Below are 19,879 nucleotides of genomic sequence, written 5' to 3' on the forward strand. Positions count from 1 at the left end.
GGCTTACCGCGGGCTGCTTTTACAAGGCATCTTTCGCCAAGAGCTGCATGTTTAGAGAACCTGTTGTCAAACCTGCTCTGTCAAACCGGTAGCGCATATAAGCCGATATATCGTCCTCGTGAGAGGAGACTATCAACTGGCAATGCTTGAGTTCGCAACGGAGTAGGTCAGTCAAGGAGGCCACATTGATTTCATCCAGGGATTGCGACGGATCATCAATCAAGATGAGAGGTACGGTAGCATAGACCTTATTGAGGGAGAGGAAGAAGGCAAGGCTGAGGGCTGACACCTGGCCAGAACTCATGGACATGACTGCGTCGTGTTCAGACTTCTCGGCAGTCAGAAATCTCAACTGTGTACCTTCGCGGCTCTCGATAAACAGGCCGAGACCTCGCTGGTAATTTTGGATCAGTCGGCCACTGTAAATGTGGAATATGAGTTCAATAGCCGAAATTGTCTGGTCGGCATACCTTTGCTCTGTCTCCTTCAGGGTGTCGCGGAGCTTTTTGATTTTATCTTGTGCTTTTTGGGCCGCTAGGGTTTCTTTTTCGATAAGTTTAAGATCGGAAATACAGGTTTGAAGCCTGACATTTTGAGCCTCGTTAGCTTTAATCGATATGTACTGCTCTTTATCCCTCAAGTCTTCAGGCGTGATTATGTAGAAGTCCTGTAGGTCTCTGAAGGCGCTGTTTGTTGTTTCTCGCCAGTCCTCCGGCAGCGCTAAAGCATCAGCTTCAATCTGTTTTTTATTCCTTAGAATCGTTTTGAGCTTTTCAAGTCGCTCATTTGCTACGTCATCACTTTCCGTAAATGAGTTAGTAAATTGAATATTGTCGCTTTTCAGCTTCTCCATTAGCTGGGTTATTGCTGGGAGCCGAAGCTTAATTTTGGTCAGCTCTGCATGAAGATTTGGTTCAAATGTAGGCTTGAGAACTTTCAAGCTGTCTTGGATATGGGTGTCGATGAGCTTCAGCTCAGCGTCCATAGCAGCTATAAGGTTAACTAAGTCCTTACCGTCCTTGCTTAGTGATTCAGAGATTTGCTTGGTTCTTGCTTCAATGGCATCCACCATTGATTTATGATTTTCCCAGTCCATGCCACAGAGAGGGCACAACTGCTCATCGGCATAGGACTTCTTATGTTCATCAATCAGCTGCCTTTTCAGGCGTTCCAATTCGGCTATGATGTCCGCATTGGCGCTGCTTTTTTTGCGTAGACTGTCTCGGGATTCAATTTGTAACTCAAACCATTCAAGGCGCCCATCCGCCCAGCTTGGGAGTGTTTGGGCTTCTTCGACCTTGATCATCGAGGCTCCGCGCTTGATGATGGCCGCTGAACGCTCCAATTCATCAATCCTCTTCTTGATTGCTTCAAGCCCATCAAGCTTGTCAAGGTCTTTACCGAACTGAGCTAAGCTTCTCAGAGATTCTTCGTTACGTTCGATATCGGCATCGATTGCCTCGTTGTGAACCCTATTTTTTATCGTGGCTTTAAGTGGCAGAAGCGCGATAATCTTGCGAACAGATTCCTGGTAGGCAGTATGGTCTGCTGCTGAATAGGTTGAGAACAGAATCTCCTTGTCCCATATTGGTTGGACATCAGTTGTTGAGAGTTTTTTGTACTCAACGATCCCAGTATCTGCCTGCAAGGCTCCCCTTAGAGTGGCTATCTCTTCATTAAGCGATGCAGCTTTTGCCGTACGTTCAGGATTTTTGATGTATTTTGTGAGTTTACTATATATGGTGTTGCAGCTTTTTATCTCAGCTTCGATATCGCTGATATTGAAGAGATTTCCTAGTTTATCCTTACGTTTGTCTACCCGAGTGTGTAATAGCCGGTTTTGTCCTTGCTCCAGATAGTTCAGGAAGGAGAAGTTTTCCCTGAAATCTTTTCCGAAAACTTCGTCAAGGAAATTGTCGGCAATCTGATTACTCTGCGTAAAGTCAGACGACTCAAACCTTGGCAATTTGTAAAGCTTAAAGTTTTCGTACTTGTCCGCACGATTGTTTGCCGGATTTTTGAATATCTTAACTGGACAATACCTGGCCAAAACGAGTTTACGATCATCATCAGTAAATTCAATTTTAATACAGAAGTCTTTATCACCGGAGCGACTGTTCCAGAATAGATTATCTGTGTAATCTCTCTTTTTCTCTGTTAATAATGTCTTGAATAGGTTTTGTATTCGACTAATCTGACCGGTGAGCAGCAGCTCGATGGCGTCGAAGATGCTTGTTTTCCCATAACCGTTAGGGCCGTCCAGAGTAAGTAAGGACGACTCGCCAAGATCCAAGTAGATATGCTTGAATGCTTTGAAGCTAGAAACTTCAATCTTGGATATTTTCCACTTCATAGCTAATCATTTCCTTAATCATTTCGTCGGCGTTTTCGTCTGTAACTTTCTGGATAGTCGAATATGTATCGTTCAGACCAGCTTCCGCAACGGCTTCAATTGCTTGCAGCCTCAAGGGAACGAGATTTCCTTGATGACTAGGTAGCTCCAAAAAAGGAAGCTTGATAAAGGTCTTCGCTGCGAAGCTGTATTGCGTGGGGGCAAGAGGGTTTTCTTTGTAATTAAGAAATTCCCTTTTGTCAGAAATCATATCCACCAGTTTTTCGTAGGTAAAATCAGTGATAGCACTTTCTTCCGCAACACTGTAATAGAGGACATACTTTTTATAAAAATGCGGATCTTCTTCGATTGCGAAGATCTCCTCTTCTTGATCCTTGAATTCGGCCAGAACATTAAGGCGATGAATACAAATTAAATCGCAGTTTTTCTTGAAGCTTGGATTTCTGAGAAATTCCTCAGGAGCAAGGCGATTGATTCGGCTATTTAGCTCGGCTGGGTCAAGAAGGCTGTCTAAAGTATGTACGATTGCGAATCTAATGGCAGACCCAGACTCGCGAACATAAAAACTTGTGGTGTCGAGTTCTCGCTTACTCACAAAGCCATGGGCAATAAGTGCTTCATCAATGAGTTGTTTTATCATTCAATCGCCCCTCTGCGTCATCTTTTGTCATTACGCTAATGCATAGCGATTTGGTGATATTGCTTTCAAGCTTTTCAGTGGCTGGCTTGTTATCGAAATCATCTGAGTTTGTGAATCTTGTATTAAAGATGAATGAGGTTTCCGCTTTGCTGGCGATTAGATGGTTGTACTCAAAAAGTAGTCTCAGCAGATCCCCGTTGTTCTTCATCTCTCTGATCATGTCAGACTCACACTCTTCGCTTTCATCCACATCGAGAGCGGTAGGTACGTAGAACCGATTTTCGCTGTCAAGGTAGTGCGGGAGATGTTTGAATATGGGCTCGACCGAAATAGTCTGAATAAGCTTGGTGTATCGTCTGATGTCATTCGTCTGAACACCTTGGAACCGCTCGGATGGTTTCATCATCTGGCATAGGGTTTTTAATTCGTTGATGGGCATTTCGTGAATGTGTTCACACAAACGCCTAGCTCTCTCATAAGCGACGTCATTCATTGTTGGTAGCGCCTGGTCCAGTCTTTCTTCTAGATGAGTTTGGAGCCTAGCCTTTAATTCAACTGCATAGTAATCCCTATCCTGATAGGGATTTTTTGTCAAAAGGTCCTCTAAGATTTTTGTGGCCTTGATACGCCCCTCGTATGCGGCTTTATTTTCTGAAAGACCGTCTACTTGATTTAACTTATGGTTATGTATTGCCTTCGTGCTTATTTTTTCTGACAGCAAGCAATAGTTAAAATTAATAAGGTTATCGTTGAAGGTGATGGACTGTTTCTCACATATTTTTTTAATGAGTTCTTTGGTCAGCCCTTCAATTTCACCCAGTCCACAATGAAAGTTGTCTCCGTAACGGTAGAATTTCACTATTTCTCCGCTAGCGCCTTTGTGATCATTGGTATTGTCTAGCTTTACGGATACGTGAAAGTAACGGGACGTCCCTTTTATTTTGTCGTATTCGATTAAAGTGGACTGCTCTAGCGCCTTGGTGTAGCCACTGTGATAATTACTAATCTTGGCTTTAACTTGATGAGCAGAGTGTAGCTTTCCGGCCATATAAATAGCGAAGTCGTCGCTACTGTCTAGCTGAAGCTCGAAATCCAAGTCACCATCGTGAATAAGTTTAAGTGAATGATATAGAGCAACTTTCCCTTGATAAACGAAGCCGCTCCACGAAGATATTGCGCTAGCTGGGTATTTTTCATCTTCTTGACTCACATGAACTCCTTGCTACTAATGTGACGGAGTCATATTACTGTATTTATGGGGGGCTGTACTTTATTTGGCGAACATATTCTGCATTTTTCGGCCATTATCAAGAATATAGTCAGAATAGCTACATAATCAGTAGACACTTTCGAACCTTTCTTTGCACAAACTCAGCTTATGCGATGCTTGCGGTTTAGATCCCCAACTCTAACAAATAAGAATAGCTGTCGCGAAGCGGCTTCGTTCAACAAGGTTTTGTCCAAAAACAAGTTGACCAGTCATAATTTTTATTGGCCACTAGAGTCAATTCCCAGTGTTTTACTGGCTTTTATTTTGAAATAGACGTTTAACATACATATTTTTTTTAAAAGCAATTTATACAGAGTTACATAAGCAACAACACATACAGCATATATCGCTAAACTTGTATCCTCCTAATCCCTGAACAGGAACCACGAGTGTTAGTGTGGCTTTGTTAGAACAGGGCTTTAAAGTGGCTCATCAGGCGTTTACTAAGCAGGCATTCGAGTTGGCGGATGTGGTGTCTGACGCACCGTGTTTCAGTGATTATCGCCAATTACATGGTTTATATCCACAAGCTAAATTTGTTTACTTAGACCGGGCGCTAGATGCTTGGGTGCCATCGATGCAGATGTTACTTAGTCGAATGTTGGTGCACCTTGATGATAAAACGGGGCGGTTTCATCCCATTTTAAAGCGCAGTTTTAATCACAGTTTTTCGATTAATCGGGTGGATGATCCTATGTGTGCGATGCATTTGGTTGATTGTTATCATAATCATAAAAAACAAGTTTTTGATTACTTTAGCGAGCAAGCTAACTTTATTAGTATTGATATTAGTGATGCTGACAGTTTGGCAAAGCTTATGACATTTTTATCGGTTGAACCTTTGAACGGCGCGCTATCTTGCGATCTGAAACCATCTTCCCACTCAAATTTGCCTCATTTAAACTTTCCTCATTTAAATAAGGGGCGAAATGTCGCCAGTTGGGATGAATATAAACATCCTAATAAAATCAGTACTAATGCAGTAGGTCCCGATAAACGTAAGTTTTTCAGTTACAAATTGGGTTAACTTATCTTGAACATCACATAACTACAGTGGAATAAACGAGGAGGTGAAGTTTCACGTGGAACTTCAGCGCCCTAGTGGCTATTAACCAAAGGCTTTGAATTGCACAATTCATAGGCAGTAACAACTGAGTCTGTTTTTATACATGGCATCTTACCCACCATGCTCATCAAACCCGCGCTAGCGTAAGCTGTTCTCTAGACTTTGGTTATTTAGACTTCAAAATATCACGATTGCCCATGTTAACTCCCGCTATCGAGCTCACTTTCGACGTTTTTACCACCTTGATGCCGCCATGTTTATCTATAGTTGCTGCGTGTGTTATCGCTCGCAGTGGGTGTTGGTCATAGCCTACTCGGTTTATCTTCATGTTAATTGAGTCATTACTGCCTAAAGGGCTGATTGATTTCGATCTAAATTATTTAGGCTAATACTGGGTTAATTAGATTGGTGCTGATTGGCGTGCATTTGTTAGGTCTAAATATTGGATCGAGTGCTGGGGAAGCAGAGTTATTGCTTGTTGGTTGGTATGCTGAAAAAGCGTGAAAATCTAGTATAAAAAAGCGAGTAGAATGGTTGACATCGACTAATCAGTCGATCTGCGCTGCGATCTGGCTTATTTTTAGCGATATATTTTGAGTATAACTTTTTTACTGAGATCTGAAATTTACTAAGCTAATCAAAATCCACAAAAAAATATCGATGTATTTTTTCTTTAAAAAACAGATCCTTAATGCTTTCCACTTTATGTTGATTAACTTTAGATCCCCCGTGGATTACTTGTTGATATCTCTGTTGATTAAATTGATCTCGATCTGAGTGTTTATGCACCAAAGCGTGACAAGATCTTTAAATGATCGCCACTTTTTTGTTTGATTTTTGAGCGGGTATAGCGCCAATGTCACGGCTGAATTGGAAGTAAGATTGAACGTCAATTTTGGTGCGTTTGAAAACCATTTTGGTGCCTCTGCTTTAAAGCGCTGCAGGTCTACCTATATAAAGACTTTTTTGTTTATTTTTTAGATATCGATATTTTATGAATATTCTTTTACTTTTAATCGGTTTTTAGTATAGAAAGTTGTTGTGATTGATATTGTTAGTTTTATATTTTGGGTTATCTTGATTTTTTAGATGTTAACTTGGTTATTTTGGTTTTATTGCTATTAGACAAGTGGTTTAACATTGTGATGTCTTTCAAAAAAAACGATATATATCAGTTGTTTCATACATTTTTGTTGTATTATGCCGCCTCAACTCAAGGGTAAGAGTTAATTAAAATTTATAAAAGGTATTTTTTCCTCAAGTATTTTTTAAATGGCACTTCCTTGGTATTTCATCTTAAAAGGAATTGTCTTGTGAAAAACCCTCTCATTTTTGCATTATTCTGTGCTCCTCTATTTACTGGTTGCGTCTCTACATCTGATAAATCGGCTGCCACGCTTGACCGAGAACAAGCTGTATCTGAACTAACTGTCAAAATGGATAATTTAGGATATGAGCCTGTTACTATTCAACCTGGTGTTGATGAGTTTCTTAATATGGCAGCGGCTGTATTAGAACGTCAACGTAATGTGATTGGTGAGTATAGAAAGCAAACTGAAAACTATAAAGATGTACAAGCTTTTTTATATGCTTACAAAGACGCTACTCCTGAAGAGCTGCAGCTAGCGATTGATCAGTTTGATGCTGGAGCGGCTAGTGAGGATGAAAAAATTGGCCACAAAATTACTGCTTATACCAAGGCTAATGAAAATGTTTACGATCAAAACATTCAGTTAGCTGGAACGTTAACGGTAGAAATCGCTAAATCTGCATACATTTTATCCGAGAATAGTACTGCGGTTGCCAAAGCGACGGCAGCCCATCTTACTGGTTCTGTTTTTAAATCTTTGAGTTTCGACGAAAAGAAAGAAGAAGATCCAAACGACCTTGGTACAGCGTTATTAAAAGCAAAGGACCAGTTAGAATTAGCATTAGAAGCTAATGAAATCATTGATTTAGAGCTTGCAACCATCGATGCTGTTAAACAACTTCAGCAAGAGCAGGAAGCTAAAAGCTAATGATTAAAAGCCTATTTGCCTTTTGTTGGGCAATTGCTTTTAGTTCTTCTGTATATGCTTGGCCTGAATGGGTTACTCATTCAGGCCAACATGATGATTTTATTGTTGGTGTCGGGGTAGGCAGCGATCGTATCTCTGCCAGAGATGCAGCCCTAAGTGAAATAGTGGCACAATTAAGTGTTGATTATAGTGTTGAGCAAACTCAAACATTAACCACTAATAACAGCCATACAGAAAGCAATTTTAAGCAATCTAGTCAAATGAATAGCCTGCCTTTTACTTTAGAAGGTGTTCAGGAGTTAGAGGCCGCGAAATCTCAAAATGAAACGGCTTTACTGCTTGGGATCAAAAAATCCACTCTAGTAGCAAACTTAGAAAATGAGTTGGCTATTTTGTCTCGTTTATCAAGTTCACCGTCACAACCTAGCCAAAAGTTTATTTGGGCGCTTCATTATGGTGAAACGTTCGACATGGCGAATAAACGTTTACGAGTACTTCAGTTACTTGACGGTGAACATACGGCTTTATCTCTTCAACTTGAGTCATTAATGGCTGAGAGGCGCAAAGCGCTCGATGCGGTTTCTTGTCAAGTGATTGCTAGCCATGAATTAGCTGAGATTAAATCTGCGTTGAGCAGTTCACTTCCCCAAAGTGGTAATACTCGGTTGTTAGTGAAAACTAATCTGAAGTGGAAGCAAGCCAATCGCGGTTCACAGCGTTTGGCACAAGCTAATCTGCTGCTCACTATTACCGAAGCTCAATCACCATTTAGAGTATTGCATCAGCGTCATCTTGTTGCTGAAGGTAAGGGGGCTGGCTCTGCAATCGCTAAATCAATGGCACTACAAGGGCTGGAGACACAAGTACAAGCCCCTATTAGTAAATGGATGTTCGATAATTAGGATTTGTTATGAAATTAATAAAACACGTTTCTCTCTCTTTACTCACGCTTGCTATGTTGGCTGGGTGTCAGAGTAAGCCAGCTCAACAGACTCAGATGTCACAAGTCAGTAATCGAGCTTCAAATGCAGAGGTCGCCAAAAGCGCTTACGATTTTAATGATAACGATATCCGTGTGCCGTCTTACTTTGACACTCAAGGTTTAGATCGTTGCAGTTTTGATGTGAATAATGAAAACGATGGTTGCCCTCTGAAAAAGCCTGTCGTACGTATGTATTTTGATGTAGCCAAAGTGAGTGGTGAAGGTGAAGGTGTTAACGCATTAAGAGCATTTGAAGATCAACAGCTGTTAATGATGCTTGAGAATCAGTTTGCGGGGATTAATCGTTTTCGCATTGTGACGCGTGATGATGATGTCGTATCGCAAGAGCAGCAAATATACTTAGATCAACAAGGTGCTAAAGCATTAGCGGAAAAGGTTAGCTCTCAGCAGGTACTTAAGCCTGATTATATTGTTAAATTAGACTCGCTGCGCACGGTAAAAAATGAAGGCAGTATTACCAGTTGGATGGATTACACCTTAGAGCTGACGAGTGCAGTGCTAAATCCTTATACTCGCGAAAAACTATCTCACCCTAATCTAGGTAAAATTCGAGTTAAGTCAGAAGATGTTCGTGAGCGGTCTGAGCTTAAATATGTCATGGCAAGTAACCGCTATGTCAGTGGTTTTAGGTATTTTGATAGTGCCCACGTAAATGCGGTAATTAATGATATGGCATCGCGTGGCATAGATATTCTTCTTACTCGAATGTTGACTGAAATGCCTGCAACGACACAAGTTATGGGGATTAAGGGTAATCAATTAAGTTTAGATCGTGGTCAAAATGCTGGCGTGTTACCTAATGAAACCATGATAGTGTTTAGCTATGAGGCCGGTTTTGTCGAACCTATCGGTGTGGCAAATGTGACACCTTCTGCAAATAGTGCTATCGGTGAGATTATTCGTTGGAAAGACAATGATCTAGCTGACTCTATTAAGAAAACAGCTGAAAAAGGCATTTATCGTCCTAGCGCTGATATGAAAGTGTTTGCCGTGTCTGTAGGCACTCCTCAGGGATTTTTGGAGAAGCGTACATGAGAACAATAGGGTTAAGTTTATTAGCCTTATTATCCACACCATTGGCGGCTGAGGTGAAGGTCTTAGCCGATGCAACAATGCAAACCACAGCATGTGCCTATGGTCGTGGCAGTGTGGCTATATCAAGTGCAAAAAACCAAGCCGCCGCAGAGCTGGCAGCCTTTATTCAAGGTAATAAAAGTTTAGCGGTTACTGACAGCTCACAGGTTATGGATGCTTCATTAAATGAGCAATCTGCCAGTCTATATGAGCAACAACGAAGCTATATGCTCGAAGGACTGAGCATGCAAGCCCTTCCTCTGACAACCTCCTCTCCCACCCTTAGTGGCAATGATACGTGTGTGACCGTGAGTTTGTCTTTGCAGGATTTAGCACTACAAGAATCTCAAGATTGGGAAGAGGATTCTCACAATGTCAGTGTTACCGTTTCCGGTGAGGGGTGGCCTAAAAATGGCCAAACAGCACGTTATCATGCCGAAATGGATGCCTTACAAAGAGCGGTTTCACAAGTGGTTGGTGTCTGGTTAACTCAGCAACATAGTCAGTCATCACAATTAAACTTGCAGGTGCTCAATGATGATGAAACCACTCAAATGCAAGAGCTTATTGGGCAACAGTTATCTAGCCATAGTGAAGGGCTAGTAAAAGAGTGGCAAACCTTAGATAGTCATCCTATTGCCAATAATGGCCTACAGGTCACTCTGCATGCGGTTGTCGAGAAGTCACCTTTGGTACAACAAGCATCACAACTCTTAGCGGTTATTGGCTCGCCACGGGTTAAAGTGATTGCGCCTGAACCTCTAAAAACTGAGCTAACCCTCTGGCTTGGTGAGCAAGGTATTGAAGTTTCGCCAGTGGCTAGCTTAGTGGTATTAGCCACTTCGGAGTTTGCTGAAATAGGCGCTACCAACCGTTTACACCTCAATGTCAATGTTCAAGATTTAAGCGGCAATATCTATGGCCATTGGCAGAATAATCCTGCGCTATTGGCTTTACCTAGCGGCCAACGAGTAGAGCAAGATTTAATGGCGGTTCATCTGGCTCATGAGCAGCAAACTCAAGCGTTGGCGCAAGCGTTACAAAAAGCCTTTACCCAGGTTGTTGCTCGCGGCGGTTTGGTGAGACAGGTTTGGCTACCCCAATCGAAAATAAAACAACCAGAAAAGCTTCAGGCCCTATTGAGTACCTTAGGTGGTGTATCGGATGTATCCATTGATAAGAAAGGTAGCAATATTGTCGCCAGTCTTCGCTTCAAGGGGCCAACAGGCGAGCTTGCTGACGCAGTACATCAAGCGTTAACCACAACAGGCAGCGGATTATCTGCCATTAGTATCGAAAATGATTTTACTCTTAGATATAGGTAAGGAAACTATTTTGAAATTAAACCTATTTACACTGGCCCTCGCGCTATCTATGCCTGTTATGGCAAGTGATGACTTTGATTTGACCGACATGATGCCTGCCAGACCTGGGGCTGACCTAGCGAACACTGAGCAAGTGGTAATAAAAGGCGATGCTGTTGTTGGTGATAACGCCAATTTAGCTGTAGCTGTAGCGCATCAAGCACTGATTGAAAATGATGAAGATGGCGTGAAAATGATCCAAGTTGGCAGTGGTACCGGGATCTTATCTATCGGCAGCATTAGCTATACCACTTACGATAATATCAATGCGACGTTACTGTCTAAACGTGGGGCTTATAACCAAGCTTATCTCATAGCGAAAAAGCAGTTGGTCGAAAATATGAAAGGGGTAGAGCACCAGTGCAGCAATTTGGTCTCTACCAGTATGGATGTCATAGATACCGGTGCCGATAGTGCAGCTAACACGCAAACGGCGATGATGGAAAATTGTAAGGAGTCGGTTTCTGGCTCACTTGCTGGATTTGTCACTTTTGATGTGTATGACAATGTAGCGGCGAAAAATGTTCGCGTAAGTTTAATATCTACCCCTAAAACCCGCGATCAGGTGCGTACTAAACATGGGGCTGTGGCAGTAACAACGGATCCTAATAGCATTTTTAAGCAAGTGATCACCGATATCCGTGAAGGCGTTTTACCGCCAGTTGGTGCCAAAATACTTACCCACGCCGATACAGGTGAAGTTATTGTTATGGGCTATGGGTCTGCGATTATTCGACAAAATAAAAATAAGACCATAGCCGATAAATTACGCAGCACGGCAAAGTCACAGTCACAAACTCGGGCGCGCTCAGCCTTGCTAGCAACGATGCAAGGGGAGCAGGTTTATTGGCAGGGCAGCTTTGATGAAAAGCAGATGGAAGGCGCTAAACAGTTCCAATATGACGACCCGTCGATGCAAGATCCCCAGCAGGTGAAAGTGCTCGACAATGATCGTGAGACTTTTATTAATCAACTTAAGAGTTCAGATGATTATTCGACGCTAGCCAAAGGTAAGTTACCCGCAGGAGTTAGTGTTAAAAGTTTTAGCAGTACAGATGGATACTGGCAATACAGTGTTGCTGTATATGCTCCGAGCCTTGAAGCAACTGCTAGACAAGCCAACAAAGAGATGCAGTCTGGTGGCACAAGCTTAAATGCGAGTAGCAGTGCTGGGCATAAAATACATGCTGTGGGTGGGGTTAATAACAAGGCCGCTAACCCACAAGCTGCATCAGGTAAGGTGTCGAGTAGCGAGGAACTCTGATGCTGTCGATATTTCTGGCAGCCTCTGTTTTCTCTGGCGCTATTGTCACCGAGTCATCGGGAATCGTCAGAGAAAAGAGTCCCTTTTTTATCAGTGAGGCGAGCGATGGCGGTGCACAGGTTATCGCGCTAAAAGCGCTTTCCAGTGGTGCCGAGCAAGCGGCTTGTCGACGTGCACTGACTTTGCCTAAGCGAGCTGAAATTCGGGCCGAATTAATGACCTTAACCTCGCAAACGATTCCTCCGCCATTAAGTTTTATCGATGCCAGTATTACTAACTATCGACAGACAAAACAAAAAGATGGTTTGTATTGTGTTGGTGATATCAGCGTGGTTGATCCGCAATATAACCAAGCGGGATTAGCGTTAATCACCGCATGGTGGGCGTTAGATAATAGTGATATCGAGCTATTACGTGCAATGTTAAAGGTCGCTTTACAGCATGAACGAACTCAAGCTGACGCAGTCGCATTAATTGCCAGCCAAACAGATTTTGAATCTGGCTTAGCTTATCTCGATAAACATTTAGATGCTGAAAACTTATCATTCAGCGAGGCCAAAATAGCGGTTGCCAAAATCTGGTTAGAAGCTGAAAAGTTTGCTGCGGTTAGCGAGTTAATGGCGACCTGCGAAGCGCCGCTTTGTCAGCAGTTGTTGATTAAGGCTCAAGAGGCGGTGCGGCAAATCAACATTGAGCAAGCTAATGATTTAGAAGACTATTTTTAGTTGGTTCATCTTTTAAAAATAAATTAGATAGAAGCTAAGGGATAACAAGGATACCCGTATGAGTGTTCAAAATATTTTAAAAAGCAACAATGGGGTTATTGACGGTAAGCCGCAAAAGAAGGGCTTCTTTGCTAGGTTAACGTCTGGCTTTGTATTACTCATGGTTGTATTAATGGGCCTTGGTAACTGGGCCGATACTAAACAATTACTTACGGAAGCTTATCAAGCGTTTATCACTCATTTTACCCATCAGGTAGAGAATAATAGAGTCGCTTCATTAGATATTGGTAACTACCTGCAGTTTGCTCAAAAAAGTGTGGGCATGCCGCAGGTAATTAAAGCTTCTAGTTTAGATCCTAGTATTGAGTATCGTTATTATAAAGATCCTAAGTATCTACTGACATTGATGAATAAAGATCAGCGCATCGTCGCGATCGTATTACATAGCCTACAGCATGATAATCCCTTGCTTGGGGATTTTACCCCTCAGGTACCTTTTACTGAAAGCTTACTCAAAACGAATACCATTACAGATATTACGTCTGATTCAAATATATTTTTCTATGATAATCAAAATGTTACTTATTTTTTACAATCTAGAGAGCTAGGCCCACAAGGAATGTTTTTAAACTTGTTGGCTGGCTTTACTGAATATGAACAGGTTCAACCCAATGCATTCTCTATGTTAACCGAACTGGATCAAGCGACATTAGAGGGGAATACCGCAGAGGTTGGTGCTCTGACTCAAAAGTTAGCCGCTTATACCGCTAACTTTTATGCGATTTCTGAATTATCGCCTGAATACATTGCTGATTCACTACTGACTAAGTATGAATTTAATGCTTACTTCTAAGGATATCGTCATGCGTAAACTCATACTGCCAATAATATTGTTTCCCTCTTTGGTGCTGGCTACTGACGCTTCTTTTGAAGAGTTTAAAAAAGGTTGGCAGCAACAAAAGCAAGATTATGTTCAGCAACAACAGCAGGAATATACTGCATTTAGAGAGAAATACTTAGCCGATTATGACCATTTTCGTGGTCAATTACTGCAAAACTGGGCCGTTCCGGTGCAGAGTTCAATAGAGCAAGAGGTTGTTTATAGTGATGATTTACAAAGCCGAATAATTGTTGATGAGCAAGCACAAACACTGACAATCGAACAGTTAAATGAAGAGACCTCTTCTAAGCCAGGACTTGCTGTTACCGACTTGCTTGATGATATCAACACGGCGCCAGTGCTCAAGGTGTTGATCGATAATGATGATGCATTACAAGAGTTACAGCAAACTCCTGCCGTCATTACACCTCAGCCAAAAGTAGTGGCGAGTCAGCCAGTGTTAAAACAACAAATTGTGCTGCAGCATGAGCAACTGCTAAATAGTGTGGATACCGATGAAGCCATCTCGGAATCTGATGCTAAAGTAAAAAAACAACAGCTCGAACAGCAACAGCAACTCAGAGTTGAAAATCTTGAAAAGCAGGTTGAGCAAGTTAATAAACAAGATGTTAAGTATAAAAAAATAAAGTCATATACGATTGCTCTGCCTGAAGATTATCTGTTGAGAAAGGCATCTCCTTATCTAGAATCATTCAATAAACAGGCTGACAAACAGCGGCAAGAGGTCGCACTATTGCTGGCTATTTCTCATGCTGAATCATCGTTTAATCCTGAGGCTAAGTCCCATATTCCCGCTTTTGGGCTTATGCAGATTGTTCCTGGGTCGGCTGGTATGGATGTGGCGAATAAGTTACTGCAAAAGTCGACTGCACCGACAGCAAGTGAGCTTTATCATGCCGATACCAATATCCTTTATGGAGCAGGGTACCTTTCAATATTATCTGAGCGTTATTTAAAAGGTGTTACCGATCCTACAAGCCGTAAATACTGCACCATTGCCGCATATAATACAGGTGCTGGTAACGTGGCAAAGGCCTTTAATGGTGGTAATAATCGTAATATTAATCAGGCATTAGGAAAAATTAATGCAATGTCTAGTGAGCAGGTTTATCAAACCTTGATGCAACGCTTACCTTATGCTGAAACCAAGAAGTACCTTAAGAAAGTTCGTAAGTTAGAAGAGCAGTATCACGCCAAATTACCCACATGGAATGGAAATAGCAAAATATGATGAAAAAATACTTAACCGTAGCCAGCGCTTTGATCTTAGGTGCATGTAGTAGTACTCAAGCACCACAGTCTACGCCGCTAGCAGAGAATGATAGTGTGCCGAGTTGGGTTTTGATGCCGACTCATGCTACTGGATTAGCCTCTGCTAGTTGTGTGCTGTGGAGCGGTAATATGGCAGCTAGTCGCGCGCAAGCCATTGCTAATGCGAGAGCCGATTTGGCAACACAAATTAATACTAAAGCTATGGTGATGGATAAACTGGTTAACCAGCAAACCCAAGAAAATGAAGCCAGTATGACCAGCTCGAGCTTTGCTCAAGTAAGTAAGCAGATTGCTGAGCAAAGCTTAGTGGGGGCATTACCAAAAGAGGTCGCATTTGCCCGCATCGATGATAAAAAACAATTGTGTGTCTTGGTGGTGATGGAAAATACCAAGCCATTATTCGACAAGTTGATCCAAGAGTCGGGTAAGACGTTAAACCCTAATGATGAAGCTGTGCTTTACTCTGAGTTTAAAACCCAAAGAGCGAAGCAAGAATTAGAGGCTGAGTTGTCTACATCTAAAAAGCTATAAATCAATATTAATAAAAAGATGAGCCAATGCTCATCTTTTTATTTAATAACAGCAATTAAATGTTGTTTTTACATTTTAGTCAGTCATTAATCTAGCCCAGCGTAATCCAGCTAGGCATCACTTCCCGATACAGAAAGAGCCGAATATTTTACCCAGGAGATCATCTGAGGTGAATTTACCCGTGATTTCAGATAGGGCCATTTGGCACATCCGCAGCTCTTCAGCTAGCAGTTCACCTGCTTGATAAACCTCTAACTGCTCTTTGCCCAGTAATAAGTGACTACTGGCAAGCTCTAAGGCTTCTAAATGGCGCCTACGGGCGATAAAGCCACCTTCAAGGTTGCTTTGGTAGCCCATAAGAGATTTAAGGTGTGCTTTAAGCTCTTCGACGCCTAAGCCGGTTTTTGCCGATAGACGAAAGACTTTATAACCCTGTTCTTGGCTGGTCTCTAATGGTTCGCCAGTCAGGTCGGCTTTATTACGTATGACGGTGACGCCAAGGTTTTTGGGGAGGCGATCAATAAAGTCTGGCCAAATATCGTGGGGATCGACTGCATCGGTGGTAGTGCCATCGACCATAAATAGCACTTGGTCGGCACTTTCTATTTCGGCCCAGGCTCTCTCGATACCTATTTGCTCTACCGTATCTGTAGTGTCACGTAGGCCTGCGGTGTCGATAATGTGCAGCGGCATACCATCAAGGTGAATGTGCTCGCGTAATACGTCACGGGTGGTGCCGGCTATTTCGGTAACGATAGCCGATTCTTTACCGGCTAATGCGTTCAGTAGACTCGATTTGCCTGCGTTCGGGCGACCCGCAATAACGACTTTCATCCCTTCGCGAATAATAGCGCCTTGTTTGGCACTCGATTGCACCGAGTCGAGTTTGTCGATAATACGGTTGAGCGAGGCGGCAATTTTGCCGTCAGAGAGAAAGTCGACCTCTTCATCGGGGAAGTCGATAGCGGCTTCAACGTATAAACGTAAGTTAGTCACCTGATCGACCAGATCATGTACCTGGGTGGAAAATTCACCCTGCATCGAATTGAGGGCGCTTTTGGCGGCTTGTTCGCTGGTGGCGTCAATCAGATCGGCAATGGCTTCGGCTTGGGTCAGATCCAGTTTGTCGTTCATAAACGCTTGCTCGCTGAATTCCCCTGGTTTAGCAATACGTACGCCGCCCACTTCCATGACGCGCTTGATCAGCATATCCAGTACGATTTGGCCGCCATGGCCTTGTAGCTCGAGTACATCTTCGCCGGTAAATGAGTTGGGCCCCTTAAAGAAGAGGGCAATGCCTTGGTCTATCACGTCCCCATTAGCATCTTTAAAGTCACAGTAATCGGCATAGCGGACTTTAGGGATATGCCCTAACACGGCCATTGCCACTTTGCTGGCGTTGTCGCCCGAGATACGTATGATCCCCACGCCGCCGCGTCCGGGAGCGGTTGCCTGTGCCACGATAGTATCTGTTGTCATTACTGTGTTTCCTAAATTGATGGTAAATGGCAAAAATATGCGTTTATATAAAACAAAAAAGCGGTCAATACTTAGTATCCGACCGCTTTTTTTTGTTGGAACTAAAAGGTTATTTTAACCCTTTTTTCTCCAAACCAGCATAGATGATCTTCTGCTGAGTAATCGCAACAATGTTACCGACTAACCAGTAAAGTACAAGACCGGCTGGGAACCATAAGAAGAATACGGTAAATACCACTGGCATCCATTGCATCATCTTCTGTTGCATTGGGTCCATAGTTGGCGCCATTGGCTGCATCTTCTGCATTAAGAACATTGAGATACCCATTAGGATTGGCATCACATAGTAAGGATCTTGTACCGAAAGGTCGGTGATCCATAGCATAAAGGGTGCATGACGCAACTCAACGCTTTCTAACAGTACCCAGTAAAGGGCAATGAAAATCGGCATCTGTAGCAAGATAGGCAGACAGCCACCCATAGGGTTTACTTTCTCTTTCTTGTACAGTTCCATCATCGCCTGACCCATCTTTTGACGGTCATCACCGAAGCGCTCTTTCATCTCAGCTAGCTTAGGCTGCAGGTTACGCATCTTCGCCATTGAGGTGTATTGTGCTTTGGTTAGTGGGTACAGCAGGCCACGAACGGTTAAGGTGATAAGGATAATCGCTAAGCCCCAGTTACCTACAAATGATTGGAAGATCATCAGTAGTTTGTAAATAGGTACTGCCAACCACCATAGGAAACCATAATCGACCACTAGGTTAAGTGATTCAGATATTTCCGATAATGCCGCTTGGTCTTTAGGACCAACATAGAATTGCGCACCAATGGTTTGGCTGCTACCTGGGGCAATATCATACACTGCACCACGGAAACCAATATTGGCTAATCCGCCTGCGCTAATGCTAGAAAAAATCGTGTTTTGGTCGTTTGCTGGTGGAACCCATGCAGAAACGAAGTAGTGCTGCAGCATTGCAGCCCAGCCACCTAGGGTTTTCTTGTCTAGGTTTTTGTCAGCCATATCTTCGAAGCTGTATTTCTCGTAACGTGTATCTTGAGTCGAGAATGCAGCACCGCGATAAGTTGGCATCATCATGCTACTTTCGCTTTCTTTGATACTGTGCTTGATTTGGCCATACATCTGCACCTGTAGCTGTTCGCTGGAGGTGTTGTTGATACGGTAATCTACATCGATGTTGAATTTACCACGATGCAACACAAACACTTTGGTGTAAGTCACACCATTGTCAGCCACATAAGTCAGTGGTACTTCAAGTGTTTCTTGGCCATCGGCCATAGTGTATTGCTGTGCTTGGCTTGAATAGTGGGCACGGCCTTTAACGCTGCTATCGATACCGTCACGACCAATTAGGCCGCTTTGCGCGATATAGTAGATGTCGTTAGTTTGCTCGAGCAAAACGAAAGGTTCGTCTTTATCGAGTTCAAGTTTATGCGCCACTAATGCCGAATAAACGATATCACCACCGACTGGGTTGATTTTTAATATCAGCTGGTCTGTGGTGACAGTAATGAGTTCTTTAGATGCAACGACTGCTTCTGGAAGTGCAGCATCGGCATCAGGAACATCACTACTGTGTGAATCTGCGACAGTAGTTGACGCGGCCACTGATGATTCAGTAGCAACGGGTTGCGGGTTTTTGTCTGTTTGCCATTGCTGCCACAGCAAAAAGCTGACAAAAAGCAGACCGATAAGCAATATATTGCGTTGAGATTCCATAGCCTATTTATTACACCTGTTATTTTTTGGAGGGACGGGGTCTTCACCGCCCGGATGTAAAGGGTGACATTTTAATACGCGTTTCCCTGCAAACCAACTCCCTTTCACAAATCCATGCAAATGAATGGCTTCAATGGCGTAAGTTGAACATGTGGGGTGAAAACGGCACTTTGGCCCTAGTATAGGGCTGATAAAGATTTGATAGCCACGAATTAACGTAGTGGCTAGCCATTGTAACGGCGACTGAGTTTGCGCCATAACTTCTCTACCAGTTTGTGGAGTGCTGCATTATCCATATCCAGTACGCCATTTCTTACCAAAACGACGATATCAAGCGGGGGTAACTCGTGCTGATGCAAACGAAAATTATCGCGGATTATACGTTTAATTCTGTTGCGTTGATTAGCTCTCTTTACATAACGTTTAGCAACGGTTAATCCAATACGTGGATGTTGCTCTGAGTTAGGTATAGCAAGTAAGGTAATTTCAGCCGAAGAAGCTTTGATAGGATTTGAGAATACAGATTTGAATTGCGCGGGAGTTAACAAACGTAACTCCCGCGTAAAGGTATAGCTGGTCACTTGCATTTCTACTGATTAAGCAGAAAGACGAGCGCGACCTTTTGCACGGCGACGTGCGATAACCTTACGGCCACCGACAGTAGCCATACGAGCGCGGAAGCCGTGAGAACGCTTGCGCTTCAGGTTGCTAGGTTGAAAAGTACGTTTACTCATTATGGCAATCCGTCTTTGTTAGGTGAATAAACCTGACTTCTACAAATTTAGAAGTAAGGGCAAAAAAGAGGCCGAATTGTAATCACTTTAGCGATGCCCGTCAACAAGCAAAACCAACAAGTGTACAAAATCTTCCTTTTACACTTCTGAGCAAGTTGGTTAAATACACACTCTAGTGTGGATAACTCTGTGAATGAACACTACATCTTGTGGATCCTAGGTTCATTTACTTGATCGAAGACCGCCAATTATAGATCGATCTGGATCGCTTAATAAAGCTGACTTTACTGGTTTATATAAATAAATTGATCGGCTGCGATCGATCTGGATCAGTGCAAAAAAGTCAAGTTGATCTTACTGGGGATAAATCTATTTAAAGGATAGCGATCCTTGTGATCTCACTATAGAATACACCCCTTTGTATGATCTTTTGGGGATAAGTAC

General features: G+C 42.7%; 17 protein-coding genes and 1 pseudogene. 10 read left to right on the plus strand and 8 right to left on the minus strand.

All coding sequences use genetic code 11. The annotated features are described in order from the left end of the window. Positions 1-19: 19 nt before the first annotated feature. Genes AC0VXX_RS17975 through AC0VXX_RS17985 form a run of 3 tightly spaced genes read right to left on the minus strand, consistent with a single transcriptional unit; the run spans position 20 to position 4,203 of the window. Positions 20-2,353 (minus strand): AAA family ATPase, encoded by a 2,334-nt coding sequence (locus AC0VXX_RS17975; protein ID WP_475515388.1) that lies wholly within the window; start codon positions 2,351-2,353, stop codon positions 20-22. Next, positions 2,328-2,993, minus strand: a complete 666-nt coding sequence (locus AC0VXX_RS17980; protein ID WP_475515389.1) for an ABC-three component system middle component 1 — start codon at positions 2,991-2,993, stop codon at positions 2,328-2,330. The genes AC0VXX_RS17975 and AC0VXX_RS17980 overlap by 26 nt, the downstream gene beginning before the upstream one ends. Then, positions 2,974-4,203 carry an ABC-three component system protein gene (locus AC0VXX_RS17985; RefSeq protein WP_475515390.1) on the minus strand — a complete coding sequence of 410 codons (1,230 nt, stop codon included), beginning with the start codon at positions 4,201-4,203 and terminating at the stop codon, positions 2,974-2,976. Before AC0VXX_RS17985 ends, AC0VXX_RS17980 begins: the two co-directional genes overlap by 20 nt. A gap of 436 nt (positions 4,204-4,639) precedes the next feature. On the opposite strand from AC0VXX_RS17985, the pseudogene AC0VXX_RS17990 reads away from it, so the two are divergent. From AC0VXX_RS17990 to AC0VXX_RS18035, 10 genes and pseudogenes are all read left to right on the plus strand, one after another. After that, positions 4,640-5,290 (plus strand): annotated as a pseudogene (locus AC0VXX_RS17990) (sulfotransferase); the annotation flags it as partial. Between the two features lie 1,352 nt (positions 5,291-6,642). Continuing rightward, a complete protein-coding gene (locus AC0VXX_RS17995) occupies positions 6,643-7,347 on the plus strand; it encodes a hypothetical protein (protein ID WP_475515391.1) in 705 nt (234 codons plus the stop codon). Beyond that, the gene (locus AC0VXX_RS18000) at positions 7,347-8,249 is read left to right on the plus strand and encodes an LPP20 family lipoprotein (RefSeq protein ID WP_475515392.1); all 903 of its coding nucleotides are present in this window, start codon (positions 7,347-7,349) and stop codon (positions 8,247-8,249) included. Before AC0VXX_RS17995 ends, AC0VXX_RS18000 begins: the two co-directional genes overlap by 1 nt. An 8-nt stretch (positions 8,250-8,257) precedes the next feature. Next, positions 8,258-9,385, plus strand: coding sequence for a hypothetical protein (locus tag AC0VXX_RS18005; protein WP_475515393.1), 1,128 nt, complete (start codon positions 8,258-8,260; stop codon positions 9,383-9,385). Further along, positions 9,382-10,749 carry a hypothetical protein gene (locus AC0VXX_RS18010; protein WP_475515394.1) on the plus strand — a complete coding sequence of 456 codons (1,368 nt, stop codon included), beginning with the start codon at positions 9,382-9,384 and terminating at the stop codon, positions 10,747-10,749. The genes AC0VXX_RS18005 and AC0VXX_RS18010 overlap by 4 nt, the downstream gene beginning before the upstream one ends. Before the next feature lie 10 nt (positions 10,750-10,759). Further along, a complete protein-coding gene (locus AC0VXX_RS18015) occupies positions 10,760-12,052 on the plus strand; it encodes a hypothetical protein (protein ID WP_475515395.1) in 1,293 nt (430 codons plus the stop codon). Then, positions 12,052-12,777, plus strand: coding sequence for a hypothetical protein (locus AC0VXX_RS18020; RefSeq protein ID WP_475515396.1), 726 nt, complete (start codon positions 12,052-12,054; stop codon positions 12,775-12,777). Before AC0VXX_RS18015 ends, AC0VXX_RS18020 begins: the two co-directional genes overlap by 1 nt. A gap of 58 nt (positions 12,778-12,835) precedes the next feature. Further along, positions 12,836-13,630, plus strand: a complete 795-nt coding sequence (locus AC0VXX_RS18025) for an ETEC_3214 domain-containing protein (protein WP_475515397.1) — start codon at positions 12,836-12,838, stop codon at positions 13,628-13,630. A 10-nt stretch (positions 13,631-13,640) separates the two neighbouring features. Next, complete coding sequence (locus tag AC0VXX_RS18030) at positions 13,641-14,909, plus strand: transglycosylase SLT domain-containing protein (RefSeq protein WP_475515398.1); 1,269 nt, start codon at positions 13,641-13,643, stop codon at positions 14,907-14,909. Next, a complete protein-coding gene (locus AC0VXX_RS18035; protein ID WP_475515399.1) occupies positions 14,906-15,481 on the plus strand; it encodes a hypothetical protein in 576 nt (191 codons plus the stop codon). Before AC0VXX_RS18030 ends, AC0VXX_RS18035 begins: the two co-directional genes overlap by 4 nt. A gap of 117 nt (positions 15,482-15,598) precedes the next feature. Here AC0VXX_RS18035 and mnmE read toward each other — a convergent pair whose 3' ends face one another. The 5 genes from mnmE to rpmH all read right to left on the minus strand — a co-directional run bounded on the left by mnmE (position 15,599) and on the right by rpmH (position 19,435). Further along, on the minus strand, positions 15,599-16,960 hold the full coding sequence (mnmE, locus tag AC0VXX_RS18040; protein ID WP_475515400.1) for a tRNA uridine-5-carboxymethylaminomethyl(34) synthesis GTPase MnmE: 1,362 nt from the start codon (positions 16,958-16,960) through the stop codon (positions 15,599-15,601). A 109-nt stretch (positions 16,961-17,069) separates the two neighbouring features. Further along, positions 17,070-18,701 carry a membrane protein insertase YidC gene (gene yidC / locus AC0VXX_RS18045; protein ID WP_475515401.1) on the minus strand — a complete coding sequence of 544 codons (1,632 nt, stop codon included), beginning with the start codon at positions 18,699-18,701 and terminating at the stop codon, positions 17,070-17,072. A gap of 3 nt (positions 18,702-18,704) precedes the next feature. Next, positions 18,705-18,959, minus strand: coding sequence for a membrane protein insertion efficiency factor YidD (gene yidD / locus AC0VXX_RS18050; protein WP_475515402.1), 255 nt, complete (start codon positions 18,957-18,959; stop codon positions 18,705-18,707). Further along, positions 18,926-19,282 (minus strand): ribonuclease P protein component, encoded by a 357-nt coding sequence (rnpA, locus tag AC0VXX_RS18055; protein WP_475517070.1) that lies wholly within the window; start codon positions 19,280-19,282, stop codon positions 18,926-18,928. The genes yidD and rnpA overlap by 34 nt, the downstream gene beginning before the upstream one ends. A gap of 15 nt (positions 19,283-19,297) precedes the next feature. Continuing rightward, positions 19,298-19,435, minus strand: coding sequence for a 50S ribosomal protein L34 (gene rpmH, locus AC0VXX_RS18060; RefSeq protein ID WP_011867659.1), 138 nt, complete (start codon positions 19,433-19,435; stop codon positions 19,298-19,300). Positions 19,436-19,879: the final 444 nt, after the last annotated feature.

Source organism: Shewanella sp. QJM3NY_23 (genome assembly GCF_056173105.1).

Bases quoted from the DNA above. Each gene is read 5' to 3' on its own strand.
- AC0VXX_RS18000 (WP_475515392.1), top strand. From the start codon at position 7,347: ATGATTAAAAGCCTATTTGCCTTTTGTTGGGCAATTGCTTTTAGTTCT.
- AC0VXX_RS17975 (WP_475515388.1), bottom strand. From the start codon at position 2,353: ATGAAGTGGAAAATATCCAAGATTGAAGTTTCTAGCTTCAAAGCATTC.
- rpmH (WP_011867659.1), bottom strand. From the start codon at position 19,435: ATGAGTAAACGTACTTTTCAACCTAGCAACCTGAAGCGCAAGCGTTCT.
- yidD (WP_475515402.1), bottom strand. From the start codon at position 18,959: ATGGCGCAAACTCAGTCGCCGTTACAATGGCTAGCCACTACGTTAATT.
- AC0VXX_RS18025 (WP_475515397.1), top strand. From the start codon at position 12,836: ATGAGTGTTCAAAATATTTTAAAAAGCAACAATGGGGTTATTGACGGT.
- yidC (WP_475515401.1), bottom strand. From the start codon at position 18,701: ATGGAATCTCAACGCAATATATTGCTTATCGGTCTGCTTTTTGTCAGC.
- AC0VXX_RS18030 (WP_475515398.1), top strand. From the start codon at position 13,641: ATGCGTAAACTCATACTGCCAATAATATTGTTTCCCTCTTTGGTGCTG.
- AC0VXX_RS18010 (WP_475515394.1), top strand. From the start codon at position 9,382: ATGAGAACAATAGGGTTAAGTTTATTAGCCTTATTATCCACACCATTG.
- AC0VXX_RS18005 (WP_475515393.1), top strand. From the start codon at position 8,258: ATGAAATTAATAAAACACGTTTCTCTCTCTTTACTCACGCTTGCTATG.
- AC0VXX_RS17980 (WP_475515389.1), bottom strand. From the start codon at position 2,993: ATGATAAAACAACTCATTGATGAAGCACTTATTGCCCATGGCTTTGTG.
- mnmE (WP_475515400.1), bottom strand. From the start codon at position 16,960: ATGACAACAGATACTATCGTGGCACAGGCAACCGCTCCCGGACGCGGC.
- AC0VXX_RS18020 (WP_475515396.1), top strand. From the start codon at position 12,052: ATGCTGTCGATATTTCTGGCAGCCTCTGTTTTCTCTGGCGCTATTGTC.
- AC0VXX_RS18035 (WP_475515399.1), top strand. From the start codon at position 14,906: ATGATGAAAAAATACTTAACCGTAGCCAGCGCTTTGATCTTAGGTGCA.